Annotated in this window: 16 protein-coding genes; 8 read left to right on the forward strand and 8 right to left on the reverse strand. The window is 74.2% G+C overall.

Translation table 11 applies throughout. From position 1 onward, the window contains the following. From mshC to AB0O00_RS15205, 7 genes are all read right to left on the reverse strand, one after another. Positions 1-1130: cysteine--1-D-myo-inosityl 2-amino-2-deoxy-alpha-D-glucopyranoside ligase (gene mshC / locus AB0O00_RS15175; protein ID WP_363651847.1), on the reverse strand; the 1130-nt coding region annotated here is incomplete at its 3' end. Between the two features lie 234 nt (positions 1131-1364). Beyond that, on the reverse strand, positions 1365-2186 hold the full coding sequence (locus AB0O00_RS15180; RefSeq protein ID WP_363651849.1) for a carbohydrate-binding protein: 822 nt from the start codon (positions 2184-2186) through the stop codon (positions 1365-1367). 131 nt (positions 2187-2317) lie between these two features. Further along, entirely contained in the window at positions 2318-3247 is a 930-nt protein-coding gene (locus AB0O00_RS15185; RefSeq protein WP_363651851.1) for an AraC family transcriptional regulator, read from the reverse strand. 70 nt (positions 3248-3317) lie between these two features. Further along, positions 3318-4091, reverse strand: a complete 774-nt coding sequence (locus AB0O00_RS15190) for an SCO1664 family protein (RefSeq protein WP_363651873.1) — start codon at positions 4089-4091, stop codon at positions 3318-3320. Between the two features lie 68 nt (positions 4092-4159). Next, complete coding sequence (locus AB0O00_RS15195; protein WP_363651853.1) at positions 4160-4726, reverse strand: DUF3090 domain-containing protein; 567 nt, start codon at positions 4724-4726, stop codon at positions 4160-4162. A 143-nt stretch (positions 4727-4869) separates the two neighbouring features. Then, positions 4870-5562 (reverse strand): histidine phosphatase family protein, encoded by a 693-nt coding sequence (locus AB0O00_RS15200; protein WP_363651854.1) that lies wholly within the window; start codon positions 5560-5562, stop codon positions 4870-4872. A gap of 362 nt (positions 5563-5924) precedes the next feature. Then, positions 5925-6971: an LLM class F420-dependent oxidoreductase gene (locus AB0O00_RS15205; protein WP_363651856.1), complete on the reverse strand. Its 1047-nt coding sequence runs from the start codon at positions 6969-6971 to the stop codon at positions 5925-5927. Between the two features lie 250 nt (positions 6972-7221). Here AB0O00_RS15205 and AB0O00_RS15210 point away from each other — a divergent pair, with 250 nt between their 5' ends. The 3 genes from AB0O00_RS15210 to AB0O00_RS15220 are packed head-to-tail and all read left to right on the forward strand — an operon-like array spanning position 7222 to position 9181. Then, a complete protein-coding gene (locus AB0O00_RS15210; RefSeq protein WP_363651857.1) occupies positions 7222-8202 on the forward strand; it encodes an aldo/keto reductase in 981 nt (326 codons plus the stop codon). Positions 8203-8248: 46 nt separating this feature from the next. After that, positions 8249-8539 (forward strand): hypothetical protein, encoded by a 291-nt coding sequence (locus tag AB0O00_RS15215; protein WP_363651858.1) that lies wholly within the window; start codon positions 8249-8251, stop codon positions 8537-8539. A 12-nt stretch (positions 8540-8551) separates the two neighbouring features. Next, entirely contained in the window at positions 8552-9181 is a 630-nt protein-coding gene (locus AB0O00_RS15220) for a hypothetical protein (RefSeq protein ID WP_363651859.1), read from the forward strand. 127 nt (positions 9182-9308) lie between these two features. Here the strand turns inward: AB0O00_RS15220 and AB0O00_RS15225 are convergent, their stop codons facing one another. Then, positions 9309-9602, reverse strand: a complete 294-nt coding sequence (locus tag AB0O00_RS15225) for a MoaD/ThiS family protein (protein WP_363651861.1) — start codon at positions 9600-9602, stop codon at positions 9309-9311. A gap of 682 nt (positions 9603-10284) precedes the next feature. On the opposite strand from AB0O00_RS15225, the gene AB0O00_RS15230 reads away from it, so the two are divergent. From AB0O00_RS15230 to AB0O00_RS15250, 5 genes are all read left to right on the forward strand, one after another. Next, complete coding sequence (locus tag AB0O00_RS15230) at positions 10285-11016, forward strand: response regulator transcription factor (protein WP_363651863.1); 732 nt, start codon at positions 10285-10287, stop codon at positions 11014-11016. Between the two features lie 124 nt (positions 11017-11140). Continuing rightward, positions 11141-12211, forward strand: coding sequence for a LacI family DNA-binding transcriptional regulator (locus tag AB0O00_RS15235; protein ID WP_363651865.1), 1071 nt, complete (start codon positions 11141-11143; stop codon positions 12209-12211). A gap of 125 nt (positions 12212-12336) precedes the next feature. After that, complete coding sequence (locus AB0O00_RS15240) at positions 12337-13572, forward strand: trypsin-like peptidase domain-containing protein (RefSeq protein ID WP_363651867.1); 1236 nt, start codon at positions 12337-12339, stop codon at positions 13570-13572. 54 nt (positions 13573-13626) lie between these two features. Continuing rightward, positions 13627-14397 carry a response regulator transcription factor gene (locus AB0O00_RS15245; protein WP_363651869.1) on the forward strand — a complete coding sequence of 257 codons (771 nt, stop codon included), beginning with the start codon at positions 13627-13629 and terminating at the stop codon, positions 14395-14397. Between the two features lie 150 nt (positions 14398-14547). Then, on the forward strand, positions 14548-16019 hold a 1472-nt coding region (locus AB0O00_RS15250; RefSeq protein ID WP_363651871.1), incomplete at its 3' end, for a HAMP domain-containing sensor histidine kinase.

A 16019-nucleotide genomic window follows, 5' to 3' on the forward strand; every position in this document is an offset into this window, starting at 1 on the left:
TCGACGGCGGCCAGCGCGGCGGGCGCGTCGAGGTCGTCGGCGAGCGCCGCGCGCACCTCGGCGAGCAGCTCCGCGGCGGCCGGGCCGTCCGGCCGGGAGACGGCGGCGCGCCAGCGGGCGAGGCGCTCGACGGCCTCGTCCAGGACGGCCTTGGTCCACTCCCAGTCCTCGCGGTAGTGGTGCGAGAGCAGGGCCAGGCGGATCGCCGCCGGGTCGACGCCCTCGCGGCGCAGCGCCGAGACGAAGACCAGGTTGCCGCGGGACTTGGACATCTTCTTGCCGTCGAGCGCGACCATGCCGGCGTGCACGTACGCCTTCGCGTACGGGTGGGCGCCGGTGGCGACCTGGGCGTGCGAGGCGCCCATCTCGTGGTGCGGGAAGGAGAGGTCGCTGCCGCCGCCCTGGATGTCGAAGGACATGCCGAGGTACTGCAGGGCGATCGCGACGCACTCGATGTGCCAGCCGGGGCGGCCGTGGCCGAGCTCGGTGTCCCAGGCGGGCTCGCCGGGGCGGGCGGCCAGCCAGAGGAGGGCGTCGAGCGGGTTGCGCTTGCCCGGGCGGTCCGGGTCGCCGCCGCGCTCGGCGAAGACCGGGCGCATGGCCTCGCGGGTCAGGCCGGAGACCTCGCCGAAGTGCGGGTCGGAGTCGACCGAGAAGTAGATGTCGCCGTCGACCTCGTACGCGGCGCCACTGGCCAGCAGCTTCTGGACGATCGGCACGATCCACGGGATGGACTCGACGGCGCCGATGTAGTGGGCCGGCGGGAGCAGCCGCAGCGCCGTCATGTCCTCGCGGAAGAGCGCGGTCTCGCGCTCGGCCAGGGCCGTCCAGTCCTGCCCGGTGGCGACGGCGCGCTCCAGCAGCGGGTCGTCGACGTCGGTGACGTTCTGGATGTACAGGACGTCGTGGCCGGCGTCCTTCCAGACCCGCTGGACCAGGTCGAAGGCGTTGTACGTGGCGGCGTGGCCCATGTGGGTCGCGTCGTAGGGGGTGATGCCGCAGACGTAGATCCGGGCGGTGCCGTCCTGCGGGACGACCTCGCGGACCGTGCCCGCTGCAGTGTCGAAGATGTGGAGGGGGAGCCCCTGACCAGGCAGGGCGGGAACCTCGGAGGCGGGCCAGGCATGCATGGGAACGACTTTAACCTTGCGAACATTTGAAAGCCTAACCAATGCACGAGAATGCACAAGATCGACTGGAATCGCTTCGTGCCGTGGCCTGAGCACTCCTTGACCGGTGCGGTGCGGATTGCGTCGGCTCCCGTGCGTGACCGTCCGCACGCGCACGGGTCCGCGCGGAGGAGCGCCCGGCCGGCCCTGCCGCCGACCGGGCGCCCGGCCCTCGGGCGTGCGCGGCCGGAGCCGCTACGACCGCTGCCAGAGGGCCGGTACGTTCGGCGGCTCCCAGCCGGCCATGGCGGTGTGCGCCTGGAGGCAGACGTAGGAGGCGCCGGAGTAGGTGACGCGGTCGCCGGCGGCGTAGGTCCGGCCCGGGGTCCAGCTGCCGCCGGGCGGGGTCCCGGTGGGGGTGGGGGTCGGGGTCGCGGTCGGGGTGCCGGGGGTCTGCGGGACGTTCAGGACGACGTCGTACGAGCCCTCCTGGCCGGGGCCGGACTGACGGACGTTCATCAGCAGCCGGGCGTCGAAGATGGTGTCGGTGGCGTTGCGGGGCTCGCCGGGGAAGTAGAGCTGGGTGGTGAGCACCGGCCGGCCGGGGGCCTGGAGCTTGACGTGCAGGTGCCGGGTGCGGCCGGGATAGAGGCCGGGGACGATCGTGGTGAGCCTGAACGCGCCCTGGGCGTCGGTGAACTGGTGGCCGCGGAAGGTGTAGCCGGCGTTGTCGTACGCGCCGTTGTCGTCGGCCTGCCAGAAGTCCAGCAGCACGCCGGCGATCGGCAGGCAGGCCCGGCCGAAGACGTAGCCGCCGACGGTCAGCGGGGTGCCCGGGCCGTCCGTGGACAGGTCGGCGCGCAGCGGGGAGTCGGGCTTGAAGTAGGGGCCCTCGGTCTGCTCGATGGTGGGTTCGTCGCCGTCATGGCAGGCCGGGGTGGGGGTCAGGGTGCGGCCGCTGCCGGCCTGTTCGCGGGCGAGCGCGACGCCGCCGCCGAGCAGCAGCGGGGTGGCGCCGAGCGCTGCGGCGGCCTTCAGGACGGTCTTGCGGCTGATCCTGCCGTCGGGGGTGGGCATGGGCCTGCTCCTTCGGGGGCGCGGTGGCGCGAAGAGTGGGGGTGGCCCTTGTCGTGGTGGGGGCATGACAAGGGCCGGACCGGTCGACCGCCCGCGCGCGCCGGGCCGGTCACCGGGGGTCGGCAGCCAACTTACGGTCCGTCCGGGCACGCCGCGATGGACGCGATCCCGGGATCGTGGTGATTTCCGCCGACGCCGGCCCGGAACTCCCCCGGCGTCATGCCGGTCTCCCGGCGGAAGAAGCGGCAGAAGTAGGCCGGGTCGGCGAACCCGGCCTCCTTCGAGACCTGACGGATCGTCAAGTCGGTGCAGGCGAGCAGCCGTTTGGCTTCAAGGGTCTGCTGGCGGCGGATGAGTCCGCCGGGCGTGCGGCCGGTGGCCTGCTTGACGATTGTCTGCAAGTGGCCCGGGGAGACGCCGAGTTCCTGCGCGCTGGAGGCCACCGAGTGCCGCACCCCGCCGGGCCGGGCGATCAACCGGGTGAAGGCGGCGGCCAGTTCGCCCGGCCGGCCCGCCGTAGCGCCCGGCTCGCCCGGGTTGGCGGCGCGCAGGGCGCGGACGATCAGGATGTGCAGGCTGGCGCTCAGCACGCCCTGGTAGCCGGGCGGCGTGGTCACGAACTCGCGCTCCATGTCGGCGAGCAGGGCGCCCACCGGCTCGGCCTGGTCGCCGAGGTCCAGGCCGGGCCGGGCGGACAGGGCCCGCAGGGCGGCGAGGTCGCGCGGCCGGCCGAGCAGGAAGTCCTCGTTGAACAGGACGACCCGGCCGGCGAGTTCGTCGGCGTCCGCCCAGTAGTGCACCTGGCCGGGCGCGATCACGCACAACTGCGGTGGCGCCAGCGGCCGGTGGACCAGGTCCAGGACGTGGGCGCCGCGCCCGCCGGTGACGTGCACGATCTCGTAGAAGGAGTGCCGGTGGGGGAAGCCGGCCCGGGAGAGCGGGCCGATCGTGTCGAACGTGCCGATGGCGAACGGGAGCAGGTGCGGCAGCGGGACCTGGAGGCGGTGCAGCGGCAGGTCCGGCGTGGCACGGGGAGTGGGGGTGGTCCGTCGTGCGTCCATCGGAGCAGTGTGCTCCGGTCCGCCTGACAGGTCCATACCACCGATCGCCTCGGCGGGAGCACGGCCGGCGCTACACCGGCGGCCACGGGATCGCGGGCCAGTCCTCGGACGGCAGCGGGTGCAGTCCCGTCCCGCGCAGCCCGTCCACCCGGGCGCGCGTCGCGGCCAGTTCGGCCTCCGTCAGGTGCGGGGCCAGGCGCGCACCGAGCTCGCCGTCCAGTTCCGCGGCCAGCCGGGCCAGCACCTCCAGCGCCTCGGCCGGCAGCGGATCCCCGGCCCAGCCCCAGAGCAGCGTGCGCAGCTTGCCCTCGGTGTTGAACGTGACGCCGTGGTCGATGCCGTAGACCCGGCCGTCGGCGGCCGGGATCAGGTGGCCGCCCTTGCGGTCGGCGTTGTTGAGGACGGCGTCCAGCACCGCGAGCCTGCGCAGCCGCTCGTCGTCGTGGTGGACCAGCAGCGCGGTGCGCCCGCCGCCGACCTCGGCCCGGATGATCGGCAGCCAGCCCGGCTCGGGGCCGGACGGGTCCTGGAGGGCCAGCAGCGGCTCGGCCTGCGGGTCCGGCTCGACCCACAGCTGCACCATGCCCGGCCCGTGCGGTCCGTCGCGCAGCACCGTCGGCGGGATCAGCGCCCAGCCGGTGGCGGCGGACACCTCGTACGCGGCGACCTCGCGGCCCGCGAGCGTGCCGTCCGGGAAGTCCCACAGCGGGCGCTCGCCGGCCACCGGCTTGTAGACCGCCTGCGCGCTCAGCGAGCCGAGCGCGACGGTGCAGTAGAGGGCGGCGTTGGAGGCCTCGGTGAGGCGGCCGTGCACCGTCAGCCCGCCCTCGCGCAGCAGCGCCAGGGCGGTGGGGACGTCGGCGGCGAGGGCCGCGGCCGCGGCCGGGTCCGCCTGGGGCGGGGTCTCGGTGTTCAGCGCCGGTAACCGTTCGCGCGCGGGCACAGGTGGCCCTCCGGGTCGAGCGGCAGGTTGCAGAACGGGCAGGGCTTGCGGCCGGCCGCGACGAGGTCCAGCGCGCGCTTGGCGAACACCCGGGCCATCGCGCCGGACAGGCGCACGCGCAGCATGTCCGGGCCGTTGTCGTCGTCCTCGAACACCGCCTCGGCGGCCTCCTCGTCCTCCTCCTCGACCAGCGCCTGCGCCTCGACCACGAGGCAGCCGTCGACGCTGTCCCAGGCCAGGGCCATGGTGCCGACCCGGAACTCCTGCTCCAGCGGCAGGTCCAGCGGCGCGGTGTCGAGCAGGTCCTGCGGGGCGGCGGCCGGGATCGCGGAGTCGCCGCCGCTGCGCCGCAGCGCCTCGTCCAGGACCTCCTCGATCCGCTCGGCGAGCGCGGCGACCTGGGTCTTCTCCAGCAGCACGCTGGTGATCCGGCCCCGCGCGCTGGCCTGCAGGTAGAACGCCCGGGCGCCGGGCTGGCCGACGGTGCCGGCCACGAACCGTTCGGGCTGGTCGTAGAAGAAGACCTGACGGGGCACGCTCTCGCTCCGGATCGTGTCGCTCGGTTGCGGATCCGCTGAGGGGATCGCGGGGATCTTTGAACTCCGTTAGTCACCCTACGACCTCCGGGCCCCGGCCGGGGAGCCGAGCCGGAGGCGGGGCCGGGATGGCACCCGGTGGGTCAGGCGGTGCCGCCGACCACGGCGTCACCGGCCGGGGCGGCCGGCGCGGCGCCGTGCTTGGGCGCCAACGAGGAGAGGTCGCCGGTGTCGCCCATTCTCAGCACGAAGGGGCGCTGCGGGGTGTAGCGGATCACGGTGACCGAACACGGCTCGACGCTGATCCGCTGGAAATGGTCAAGGTGCAGGCCGAGCGCGTCGGCGACGACCGCCTTGATGACGTCCCCGTGCGAACAGGCGAGCCAGACCGCGTCGTCGCCGTGCTCGGCGGCGATCTTCTCGTTCCACTCGCGCACCGCGCTCACCGTGCGGTGGCTCAGCTCCCGCAGCGACTCGCCGCCGGGGAACGCCGCGGCGGCGGCGTGGTCCTGGACGGTGCGCCACAGCGGCTCCTTCGCCAGCTCGGCCAGCGGGCGGCCGGTCCACTCGCCGTAGTGGCACTCGCCGAGCCGCTCGTCCACGGCGGGCCCGACCAGCTCGGGCCGGGCGGCGAGCAGCGGCTCCAACGTCTGCCGGCAGCGCTCCAGCGGGCTGCTGACGGCCTGCGCCAGCGGGACGCCGGCGAGCCGGCCGGCGAGGGCCGCGGCCTGTGCGCGCCCGGTGTCGTCGAGGTCCACCCCGGGCGTCCAACCGGCCAGGATCCCGGCGGTGTTCGCGGTCGAGCGGCCGTGGCGGACGAGCAGCAGGGTCGGCATGGGGCCTAGCCTACGGCCTCCGCGCGGCGGCGCGGACGGCGGCGGCTCTCCGCCGTGACCACCCTCCGGGGCCGACCGGGGCGTTCGGGCCACAACGGCCCGCATTATCGTCCACTGCGCCATCCACCGCGACGGCCGTCGGGTCGAGGAGCTCCCCGGCCCGGCGGGCACCCGGGCGGCCGCCCGGGCGGCCGGTCCCGGCGGCTTCGCCTGGATAGGCCTGTTCGAGCCGACCGCCGATGAACTCGGCCAGGTCAGCGCGGAGTTCGGGCTGATGGCGGTCGTCTGCGTGGTCCTGCACCGGGTGTTCGAACGGCACGACCGGCTGTAGGACCCGCTTCGCACCATTCGCGTCATTCGCGTCAGGCGAGGCCGGCGCGCTCCAGGGCCTCGACTCCCGTGCGCAGCGCCTGGATCCGCTCGTCGAGGGAGAACCCTCCGGGGGCCAGGGTGAGCGTGGTGACGCCGGCGTCGGCGTAGGCCTGCATGCGGTCGGCGATGCGGGCGGTGTCGCCGAGCAGGGCGGTGGCGTCGATCAGGTCGTGCGGGACGGCCGCGGCGGCGCCGGCGTAGTCCTTGGCCAGGTACTTCTCCTGGATCTCGTCCGCGGCCTGCTCATACCCCATGCGCCGGGCGAGCTGGTTGTAGAAGTTCTTCTCCTTGCTGCCCATGCCGCCGATGTACAGCGCCGCGTAGGAGCGCAGCGAGTCGGCGCCGGCCTTGACGTCCTCGCCGACCACGACGTTCACCGTCGGGCAGAGGTCGAAGCCGTCCAGCGTCAGCCCGCTCTTCGCGCGGCCGGCACGCAGCGCGTCGAGGGAGAGCCCGGCGTGCTCGGGCGAGAAGAAGATGCCGAGCCAGCCGTCGGCGATCTCGCCGGTCAGCTCCAGGTTCTTCGGGCCGATCGCGGCGATGTACAGCGGGATGTGCTCGCGCACCGGGTGGACGGTGAGCTTGATCGGCTTGCCGGGGCCGCCGGGCAGCGGCAGCGTCCAGTGCTGCCCCTCGTGCACCAGGCGCTCGCGGGACATCGCCTTGCGGATGATCTCCACGTACTCGCGGGTGCGGGCGAGCGGCTTGTCGAACTTCACGCCGTACCAGCCCTCGGAGACCTGCGGTCCGGAGACGCCGAGGCCGAGCCGGAACCGGCCGCCGGACAGGGTGTCCAGGGTCGCGGCGGTCATCGCGGTCATCGCCGGGGTGCGGGCCGGGATCTGGAAGATGGCCGAACCGACGTCGATCCGCTCGGTCTTCGCGGCGACGAAGCTGAGCACCGTCGCCGCGTCCGAGCCGTAGGCCTCGGCCGCCCAGCACACCGAGTAGCCCAGCCGGTCCGCCTCCTGGGCCACGGCGATGTTGTCGGCGTCCATGCCGAGTCCCCAGTAGCCGAGGTTGATGCCGAGTCGCATGTGCCGAACCTTCCAGTCGGATGGGCTTGGTGGTGAGGGTAACCGGGTGCCCCGCGGTGATGCTACTGGTCGGTAGGGACGGATCCGTCCAGCGCGCCGACGGCCGCCCGCGGTTGATCGTTCTGCGGGTCTGCGCACCTGTCCGTGCACCGGCCGCTACGCTCAGCCGACGTGGGGAGTCCCCTCCCCACCTGCGCGTTCACAGGGCCAACGGGGGCGCCCCGGGCCCGCCGAGTGGAGGGCCCGTCGGATGGAACATCGTCACCTCGGCCGTACCGGCCTTCAGGTCTCCCGGCTCGGCCTCGGCACCATGACCTGGGGCCGCGACACCGACGAGCACGAGGCCGGCGAGCAGCTCAAGGAGTTCGTCGACGCCGGCGGCAACCTGGTCGACACCGCCGACGTGTACGCCGACGGCGGCGCCGAGTACCTCCTCTCCCGCCTCACCGACAGCCTCGTGCCCCGCTCCGACCTCGTCATCGCCACCAAGGCCGGCAGCGTCCCGGAGTCCCCCCGCCGCTTCGACGGCTCGCGCGGCCACCTCCTCGCCGCCCTCGACGCCTCGCTGCGCCGGCTCGGCACCGACTACGTCGACCTGTGGCAGGTGCACGCGTTCGACCCCGGCACCCCCGCCGAGGAGACGCTCAGCGCCCTCGACATCGCCGTCTCCTCCGGACGCGCCCGCTACGCCGGGGTCTGCGACTACAGCGGCTGGCAGCTCGCCAAGGCCACCACCTGGCAGCACGCCCACCACGGGCGCGCGCCGCTCGCCGGGGCGCAGCTGGAGTACTCGCTCCTCCAGCGCGGCATCGAGCGCGAGGCGCTGCCCGCCGCCCTGGACGCCGGGGTCGGGCTGATCGCCTCCTCCCCGCTCGGCCGCGGCGTGCTCACGGGCAAGTACCGGCACGGCGTCCCGCAGGACTCGCGCGGCGCCTCGCCGTACCTGTCCGGCTTCGTCCAGCCCTACCTCGGGGAGCGCTCGCGGCGGATCGTCGACGCCGTCGCGACCGCCGCGGACGGGCTCGCCAGCACCCCGCTCGCGGTCGCCCTCGCCTGGGTGCGGGACCGGCCCGGGGTGGCGAGCGCGCTGGTCGGGGCGCGGACGGCGGCACAGCTGCAGGCGGCGCTGTCGGTGGAGGCGCTTACGCTTCCGGGTGAGATCCGCGGCGCGCTGGACGACATCTCGTCCCCGGTGCACCGCTACCCGGACCAGGGGTGGACCGAGCTCTGACCCCTGTCGAGCAACACACGCAGTGGAGTGACCTTTGGAGCGGACGATGAGTGACACGGAGAACGGCGCTCCGGAGGCCGGCTCGGCGGGTGCGGCGGGTTCGGACGGCGCGGAAGGTTCGGACGGCGCGGCGGGTGCGGGCGGCGCGGCGGACAAGGCGGCGGCGATCGCCGAGCTGGCGCAGCGGATCCGCAGCGTCGGGCCGCAGGCTTCGGGGCCCACTCCGACGGCTCGTTCGGCGGCTGGTTCGACGGCCGCGATGCCGCCGTCCGCGCTCGCCAGCAGCACCGCGGCGTCCGCCGTGAAACCGGCCAGCGCGGCCAGGGCGATGCCCTGACGGGCCGGCCACATGCCGTTCAGCCGGAACCAGCCGGCCGCCGTCAGCACCTGGAGCAGCGCGACCACAAGGGCCAGCGCCACCTGCCCGAGCGCCGCGCCGCCGGCCAGCAGGGCGGCGACGCCCGCGGTGATCAGCGCGGGCTGGATGCCCGGCTCGATGATCGGCGAGCCGGTGCGGTGCGCGCTCGGCGCGACCGGCGCGACGCCGGGGGTGGCGGGCATGGCCGGCATCGGGGGCATCGGCGGGACGCCCGGGTGGAACGCCGCGCCGGGAGCCGTGGGAGCCGTAGGAGCAGCAGGCCGCTTCAGGGTCATGGTCGGCTGGTCGAGGCCGGGCGCGGGCACCGGGACCTGGGCCGGGGCCGGGGCGTGCGCCGCGTGCCGCGGCTGCTGCCGCGGAGGGCCCTGCGGCTGCGGCGGCGCGACGGGCATCGCGCCGGAGACGACCACCGGCGGGAGCAGCGTGGTGGCCGCCGCGTCCTCCATCGGCGGGACCGGGGGCAGCAGCGTCGTCGCTGCGGCGTCCATGGCCGGGACGGGCGGGAGCAGCGTGGTGGCCCCGGCGTCGTCCATCGGCGGAACGGGCGGCAGGAGCGTCGTCGCCGCGTCGTCCATCGGCGGCGGCACCGGCTGCCCGTAGCCCGGGTGGCCGTACTGCTGCGGCTGCGTGTACTGCTGAGGGTGGCCCTGCTGCGGATGCGGCTGCTGGGGCTGCTGCCAGCCCCCGAAGCCGCCGTTGTTCGCGTCGTTCATGTCCGTCACGCCGCTCAGCCTCCCGCGAACGGGGGCAGCACCTCGACGGTCCCGCCCTCGGTGAGCTCGACGGTCGCGTGGTCCCGGCCGCCCACCTGGGCGCCGTCCACCAGGTAGGAGCAGTGCCCGAGGAGCAGCACGAGCTTCGGCCGGTCGGCGTGCCGCTCCTTGGCGGCCGCCAGCGCCTCGGCCAGGGTCGCCGCCTCGTACGGCTCCTCGGCCAGGCCGGCCTCGGACTTCGCCGCCGCCCAGTAGCGGATCGTCCCGCGCACCCGGGCGCCGCTCGCGGGCTCGGTGGTCGCGCCCATGGCAACCCCTTCTCGTCGTCCTCGCCCGGCCCGGTGCCCCGGTCCGGCTCGCCACCGGGACGCCGTCCTACCACCCGAAAGGGGGACGTGCGCGGTGCCACCGGTGTGCGTCCCATGATGGCGTGTCCGGCGCCGCGACCGGCAATCGCCCTGGCCGGACGGACCGTGAGCGCCGGTCGAAGCCGTGACCAGGCTCACCCGGCGCGCGCCCGGATTGGGCGAACCGCCGCATTCGAGCCCTCCCGGTACGGGGGCCGGTCGGCTATTCTCGACGACCAAGAGGGATCCGGGCAGAGTCGCCCCCGGGTCCTTTTGTGCTTTCAGGACGCCAGTACGGACGTTCTTGCGAATCGTCGGCCCACCCCCGGCGGTGCGCGGGAACCGCCCCGCCTCTCGCGGCACGACGACGTGCCCCGTCCGGCCGGGGTGACGCCACCCCGGTGTCGGGCCGCCGCCCGGCGCGGGACTACGACCGGAGGGTTCGCGGGATGAGCAGGGCAGAAACGGTGCGCCAGGGGTTGCGGGACCCCCGGCCCGTGCGCCGTCGCGCCGTGCACGCCGGCCAATCCTCCGGTGTGCTCCCGGCGTCCGAATCCTTCCCCCAACCCTCAGCACGTGCGCCATCCGGCTGTGGCGGCAGCCGTACAGCGACCGCGACGACCCGGAAAGGGGACTACCGGGTATGAGTTCTCTCCTCCTCCTCACCAACGCACTGCAGCCCTCCGCGGAGGTGCTGCCGGCACTCGGCCTGCTGCTGCACAGCGTCCGGGTGGCGCCCGCCGAGGGGTCCGCCCTGGTGGACACCCCCAGCGCCGACGTCATCCTGGTCGACGGCCGGCGGGACCTCCCGCAGATCCGCAGCCTGTGCCAGCTGCTGCGCTCCACCGGCATCGGCAGTCCGCTGATCCTCGTGGTCACCGAGGGCGGCCTGGCCGCCGTGACGGCCGAGTGGGGCGTCGACGACGTCCTGCTGGACACCGCGGGCCCGGCCGAGGTCGAGGCCCGGCTGCGGCTCGCGCTCGGCCGGCTCCAGGTCGTCGCCGACGACAGCCCGATGGAGATCCGCAACGGCGACCTCTCGGTCGACGAGGCCACCTACTCCGCCAAGCTCAAGGGCCGCGCGCTCGACCTCACCTTCAAGGAGTTCGAGCTGCTCAAGTACCTCGCCCAGCACCCCGGCCGGGTCTTCACCCGGGCGCAGCTGCTGCAGGAGGTCTGGGGCTACGACTACTTCGGCGGCACCCGGACGGTGGACGTGCACGTCCGGCGCCTGCGCGCCAAGCTCGGCGTCGAGCACGAGCAGCTGATCGGCACCGTGCGCAACGTCGGCTACCGCTTCGTCGTCCCGGAGAAGCCCGAGAAGGGGGAGCGCCCGGAGCTCGCCCAGCTGCCCTCGGCGCCGCTGGAGGCGTGACGGCGCGCCGGGCGGGGTGGTCCCGCCCGGCTTGTCCGGTTCGCCCCCTCGTCGCCTCCCGTCCACCTACCGGCAGCCCCAGGTCCCACTGCCGACGCCGAGGCCACACGCGTAGACTCGACACGTGGCCAAAGTGACGCGCGACGATGTAGCCCGACTGGCTGGTACCTCGACCGCGGTCGTCAGCTACGTGATCAACAACGGGCCGCGCCCGGTCGCGCCCGCCACCAAGGAGAAGGTGCTCGCGGCGATCGACCAGCTCGGCTACCGGCCGAACAGCGTCGCCCAGGCGATGGCCTCCCGCCGCACCAACCTGATCGGCATGGTCGTCCCGGACGCCCGCCAGCCGTTCTTCGCCGAGATGGCGCACGCCGTGGAACGGGCCGCCTCCGAGCGCGGCAAGCTCGTGCTGATCGGCAACTCCGACTATGTCGACGACCGCGAGGTGCACTACGTCCGCGCCTTCCTCGGCATGCGCGTCTCCGGGCTGATCCTGGTCAGCCAGGGCCCGTCGCAGCGCGCCGCCGAGGAGTTCGCCGCGATGGAGGGCGCGAAGGTGGTCCTGCTGCACCGCCGCCCCGAGGCGATCGACGACGTCGCGGTGGTCACCGACGACGTGGGCGGCGCCGAGGCCGTCGTGCGCCACCTACTGGAGGTCCACGGGCACCCGTACGTGGCCTGCTTCGGCGGCCCGGTCGACTCCCCCGCGCCCGGCGACCCGGTCATCGACCACGTCGAGGGCTGGCAGCGGGCCATGGACGGGCACGGCCTGCCCACCGAGCCGCACCTGATCGACGCGCCCTTCCACCGCTACGGCGCGTACGAGGTCGCGCTCGGCGTGCTGCGCTCGCCGGACCGCCCGCCGGCGATCTTCTGCTCCACCGACGACCAGGCGATCGGCGTGCTCCGGGCCGCCCGCGAGGTCGGCCTGAAGGTCCCGGAGGACCTCGCGGTGGCCGGCTTCGACGACGTGCCGGAGGCGGCCCTGGCCGACCCGCCGCTGACCACCGTCGCCTCCGACCGGGACGCGATGGCGCGCGCCGCCGTCGACCTGGTCCTGGACGACTCGCTGATGGTCCCGGGCTCCGACACCGAGCGGGTCCGCAAGTTCCCGTCCCGCCTGGTGGTCCGGCGGTCCTGCGGCTGCGACGGCGCGGCCCCGGGCGCTCCGGCCGTCTCCACCGAAGCGGAGTAGCCGGTTCCGTTCCGGCTGCCGTCGCGCACCGCCTGACCAGGCTTTATGAGAAGTCAACAGGCTTCTCGGACCCTTCTGAGACCGCTTTCATCCGATCCTCATCCGCCGGGCGGACGTTGTTCGGCATGAGCGATCAGCAGCGCAGCGAGCAGCAGTACGGGTGGACCGGACAGTACGGCGAGCAGCACGGCACGCAGCACGGCGAGCAGCCGTCCGCGCAACCGCCCGCGCCGCACGAGCACCGCGTCATCGAGGGCACCGTCCTCGGCAGCAGCACGGACGGCGGTGCCGGCACCGCTGCCGCCACCCCCGGGTACGGCTACCGCGAGGACCACTCCGGCGGTGGCTTCGACAGCCCGCTCCCCCCGCCGCCCATGCCCCCGGCCCCGCCGGCCGCCGGCTGGCCCGGCAGCCCCGAGGGCCCGGAAGGCCCCCACGGCCACGGCAGCCGGGCCCGGCGCGGCGCCCTGCGCGGCCGGCTGGTCCTGGTCACCGCCGTCGCCGCGATCGCCGCCGTGCTCGGCGGGGTCACCGGCGGGGTCATCGCCACCCAGGAGCGCACCTCGGACACCCGGAGCAGCACGATCGCCAGCCCAGTCTCCGCCCGCTCCGACGGCAGCGCCGACGTCGCCGCGATCGCCGCCGCCGTCTCGCCGAGCGTCGTCCAGATCACCGTCAAGGCCCCGGGCGGCACCGCCACCGGCACCGGCGTGGTCCTCGCGAAGAACGGGCAGATCCTCACCAACTTCCACGTCGTCTCCGGCGCGGTGGACAACGGCGGCCAGATCACCGTCACCTTCAAGGACGGCTCGACCGCGCAGGCCACCGTCACCGGCACCGACAAGTCCCTCGACATCGCCGTGATCACCGCGAACGGCGCCAAGAACCTCACCCCGGCCACCCTCGGCGACTCCTCCACCGTCGCCGTCGGCGACCCGGTCGTCGCCATCGGCAACCCGGACGGCCTCACCGGCACCGTCACCTCCGGCATCATCAGCGCCGAGAACCGCCAGGTCACCGTCCAGGTCGACGAGGGCTCCACCGGCGGCAACGGCGGCTACGGCTTCCCGTTCCTGCCCGGCCTGCGCGGCTCGCAGCAGCAGCCGAGCGGCAACGGCACCACCACCTACCGGGCCTTCCAGACCGACGCCGCCCTCAACCCCGGCAACTCCGGCGGCCCGCTGATCAACGCCGGCGGCCAGGTCATCGGCATCAACTCGGCCATGTACTCGCCCAGCGGCACCGGCTCCACCGCGGGCGGCGGCAGCAGCTCGGCGGGCAGTGTCGGCCTCGGCTTCGCCATCCCGATCAACGACATCAAGCAGGTCCTGCCGAAACTGCAGGCCGGCCAGAACGTGTAAGACGGACAATTGCTCCGAGCAGGTCCCCCACACGACGAGAAAGGGCAACGGCCCATGACCCCGTCCGCCGACGACCGCACCTCCGCCGAGTCCGGCCACACCTCGGCCAGGCTCCTCGTGGTCGACGACGAACCCGCGCTCCGGGACGCCCTGGAGAGCAGCCTCGCCTTCGAGGGGTACGAGGTCGCCACCGCCACCGACGGCTACGAGGCACTCGAATCCGTCGAACGCGACCGGCCCGACCTCGTCCTGCTGGACATCATGATGCCCCGGATGGACGGCCTCACCGCCGTCCGCCGGATGCGCTCGCGCGGCGACACCGTCCCCGTGCTCATGCTCACCGCCCGCGACGCCGTCGGCGACCGCGTCACCGGCCTGGACGTCGGCGCCGACGACTACCTCGCCAAGCCCTTCGAGCTCGACGAGCTCCTCGCCCGGGTCCGCGCCCTGCTGCGCCGCAACGCCCTCGCCACCGAGGCCGCGGCCCGCGCGGCGGCCGAGGACGAGAGCGAGGTGCTGGCCTTCGGCGACCTGCGGATGAACACCGCCACCCGCGAGGTCACCCGGGCCGGCCGCGCCGTCGAACTGACCCGCACCGAGTTCATGCTCCTGGAGATGTTCCTGTCCCACCCCCGCCAGGTCCTCACCCGCGAACAGATCCTCAAGGCGGTCTGGGGCTTCGACTTCGAGCCCTCCTCCAACTCCCTGGACGTCTACGTCATGTACCTGCGCCGCAAGACCGAGCAGGGCGGCATGCCCCGGATCATCCAGACCGTACGCGGCGTCGGCTACGCCCTGCGCCCGGCAGCCGGCACCAGCGCATGAGCGAGCGGAGCGAGCGAGCCATGAGAGGACGCGCTTGGGCGAATGCCCCTGCCGAGCGTGGCGAGGCGGGCGCGTGAGCGAGCGGAGCGAGCGAGCCATGAGAGGACGCGCGTGGGCGAATGCCCCTGCCGAGCGCAGCGAGGCGGGCGCGTGAGCGTCCCTCCCCCGCCGCTGGCGCCGCCGCGCCCGTCGCGCGTCCAGCGCCTCGTGCACTGGTTCCGCTCCCGCTCGCTGCGCAGCCGCCTCACCTTCCTGAGCGCGGCCGCGGTGGCGGTGGCCATCGCGCTCTCGGCGCTGGCGTGCTGGTTCATCGTCGAGAAGCAGCTCTACAGCCAGGTGCGGACGGACCTCGCGAGCGCGCCGCTCCCCCTGCCGCCCCGGGTGCCGAGCCTCTCCTGCTACGACACCCCGCAGGCGGCCCTCCAGGCCCAGCCACGCGGCGTCGCACCGGAGAACAGCACGGCCGTCGCCCGCGACACCCAGTACGTCGTCCAGGACCCGACGGGCGTCTGCCTGCCCCCGGCCGCCACCAAGGCGATCGTGCTCAGGCCCGGCGACTCCGACGTGTTCCGGATGAAGCTCGGCCAGTCCGTCATCCGGGACGGCCACTTCACCGACGGGACCCCGGCGATCGTCCGCGTCTCCCTCACCCACTTCGGGCCCCGGCCCGCCCTGCTGATGGTCGCCAGCCCGACCCAGTCCGTCGAGGAGTCCCTCCAGGGGCTCGCCATCCTGCTCGGCGCCGTCTCGGTCGGCGGCATCCTGCTCGCCGCCGTCGCCGGCCGGATCGTCGCCCACTCCTCGCTCAAGCCGGTCGACCAGCTCACCGACGCCGTCGAGCACATCGCCCGCACCGAGGAGGTCGGCACGACCATCCCGGTCCACGGCGACGACGAGATCGCCCGCCTCTCCACCTCGTTCAACTCCATGAGCACCGCCCTCGCCAACTCCCGCGAGCGGCAGACCCGGCTGATCGCGGACGCCGGGCACGAGCTCCGCACGCCCCTGACGTCGCTGCGCACCAACGTCGACCTGCTGATCCGCAGCGACGCGACGGGCCGCCCGCTGCCGCCCGCCACCAAGACCAAGCTGCTGGGCAACATGAAGGCCCAGATGCAGGAGCTGACCGTCCTCATCCAGGACCTGCTCCAGCTCTCCCGCCCCGACTCGCCGAAGCCGGGGCCTAGCCTCGCCGTCGTCGCCCTGCACGAGATCGCCCAACGAGCCGTCGAGCGGGCCAAGTTGCGCGGCCCCGGACTGGCCTTCGACACCGCGACCGAGCCCTGGTTCGTCCACGGCGACGCGTTCGCCCTCGAACGGGCCGTGATCAACCTGCTGGACAACGCGGTCAAGTACAGCCCGCCCGGCGGCACGATCGAGGTCCGCCTCCAGGACGGCGTCCTGACCGTCCGCGACCACGGCCCCGGCATCCCGCCCGACGAGCTGCAGTACGTCTTCGACCGGTTCTGGCGCTCCCCCTCCTCGCGCCAACTCCCCGGCTCCGGGCTCGGGTTGTCGATCGTCGCGCAGAGCGTCCGGGACGCCGGCGGCGAGGTCGCGCTCGGCCCGGCCGGGGACGGCGGCCCCGGCGCCCTGGCCACCGTCCGCCTGCCCGGCGGCCC

Source organism: Kitasatospora sp. NPDC093558, from assembly GCF_040683475.1.
Lineage (GTDB): Bacteria > Actinomycetota > Actinomycetes > Streptomycetales > Streptomycetaceae > Kitasatospora.

What these genes read in the sequence shown, in the direction of transcription:
- AB0O00_RS15220 (WP_363651859.1), top strand. Translation starts at nt 8,552, where the DNA reads ATGCCGTTCAGCCGGAACCAGCCGGCCGCCGTCAGCACCTGGAGCAGC.
- AB0O00_RS15225 (WP_363651861.1), bottom strand. Translation starts at nt 9,602, where the DNA reads ATGGGCGCGACCACCGAGCCCGCGAGCGGCGCCCGGGTGCGCGGGACG.
- AB0O00_RS15180 (WP_363651849.1), bottom strand. Translation starts at nt 2,186, where the DNA reads ATGCCCACCCCCGACGGCAGGATCAGCCGCAAGACCGTCCTGAAGGCC.
- AB0O00_RS15230 (WP_363651863.1), top strand. Translation starts at nt 10,285, where the DNA reads ATGAGTTCTCTCCTCCTCCTCACCAACGCACTGCAGCCCTCCGCGGAG.
- AB0O00_RS15245 (WP_363651869.1), top strand. Translation starts at nt 13,627, where the DNA reads ATGACCCCGTCCGCCGACGACCGCACCTCCGCCGAGTCCGGCCACACC.
- AB0O00_RS15240 (WP_363651867.1), top strand. Translation starts at nt 12,337, where the DNA reads ATGAGCGATCAGCAGCGCAGCGAGCAGCAGTACGGGTGGACCGGACAG.
- AB0O00_RS15185 (WP_363651851.1), bottom strand. Translation starts at nt 3,247, where the DNA reads ATGGACGCACGACGGACCACCCCCACTCCCCGTGCCACGCCGGACCTG.
- AB0O00_RS15200 (WP_363651854.1), bottom strand. Translation starts at nt 5,562, where the DNA reads ATGCCGACCCTGCTGCTCGTCCGCCACGGCCGCTCGACCGCGAACACC.
- AB0O00_RS15210 (WP_363651857.1), top strand. Translation starts at nt 7,222, where the DNA reads ATGGAACATCGTCACCTCGGCCGTACCGGCCTTCAGGTCTCCCGGCTC.
- AB0O00_RS15215 (WP_363651858.1), top strand. Translation starts at nt 8,249, where the DNA reads ATGAGTGACACGGAGAACGGCGCTCCGGAGGCCGGCTCGGCGGGTGCG.
- AB0O00_RS15205 (WP_363651856.1), bottom strand. Translation starts at nt 6,971, where the DNA reads ATGCGACTCGGCATCAACCTCGGCTACTGGGGACTCGGCATGGACGCC.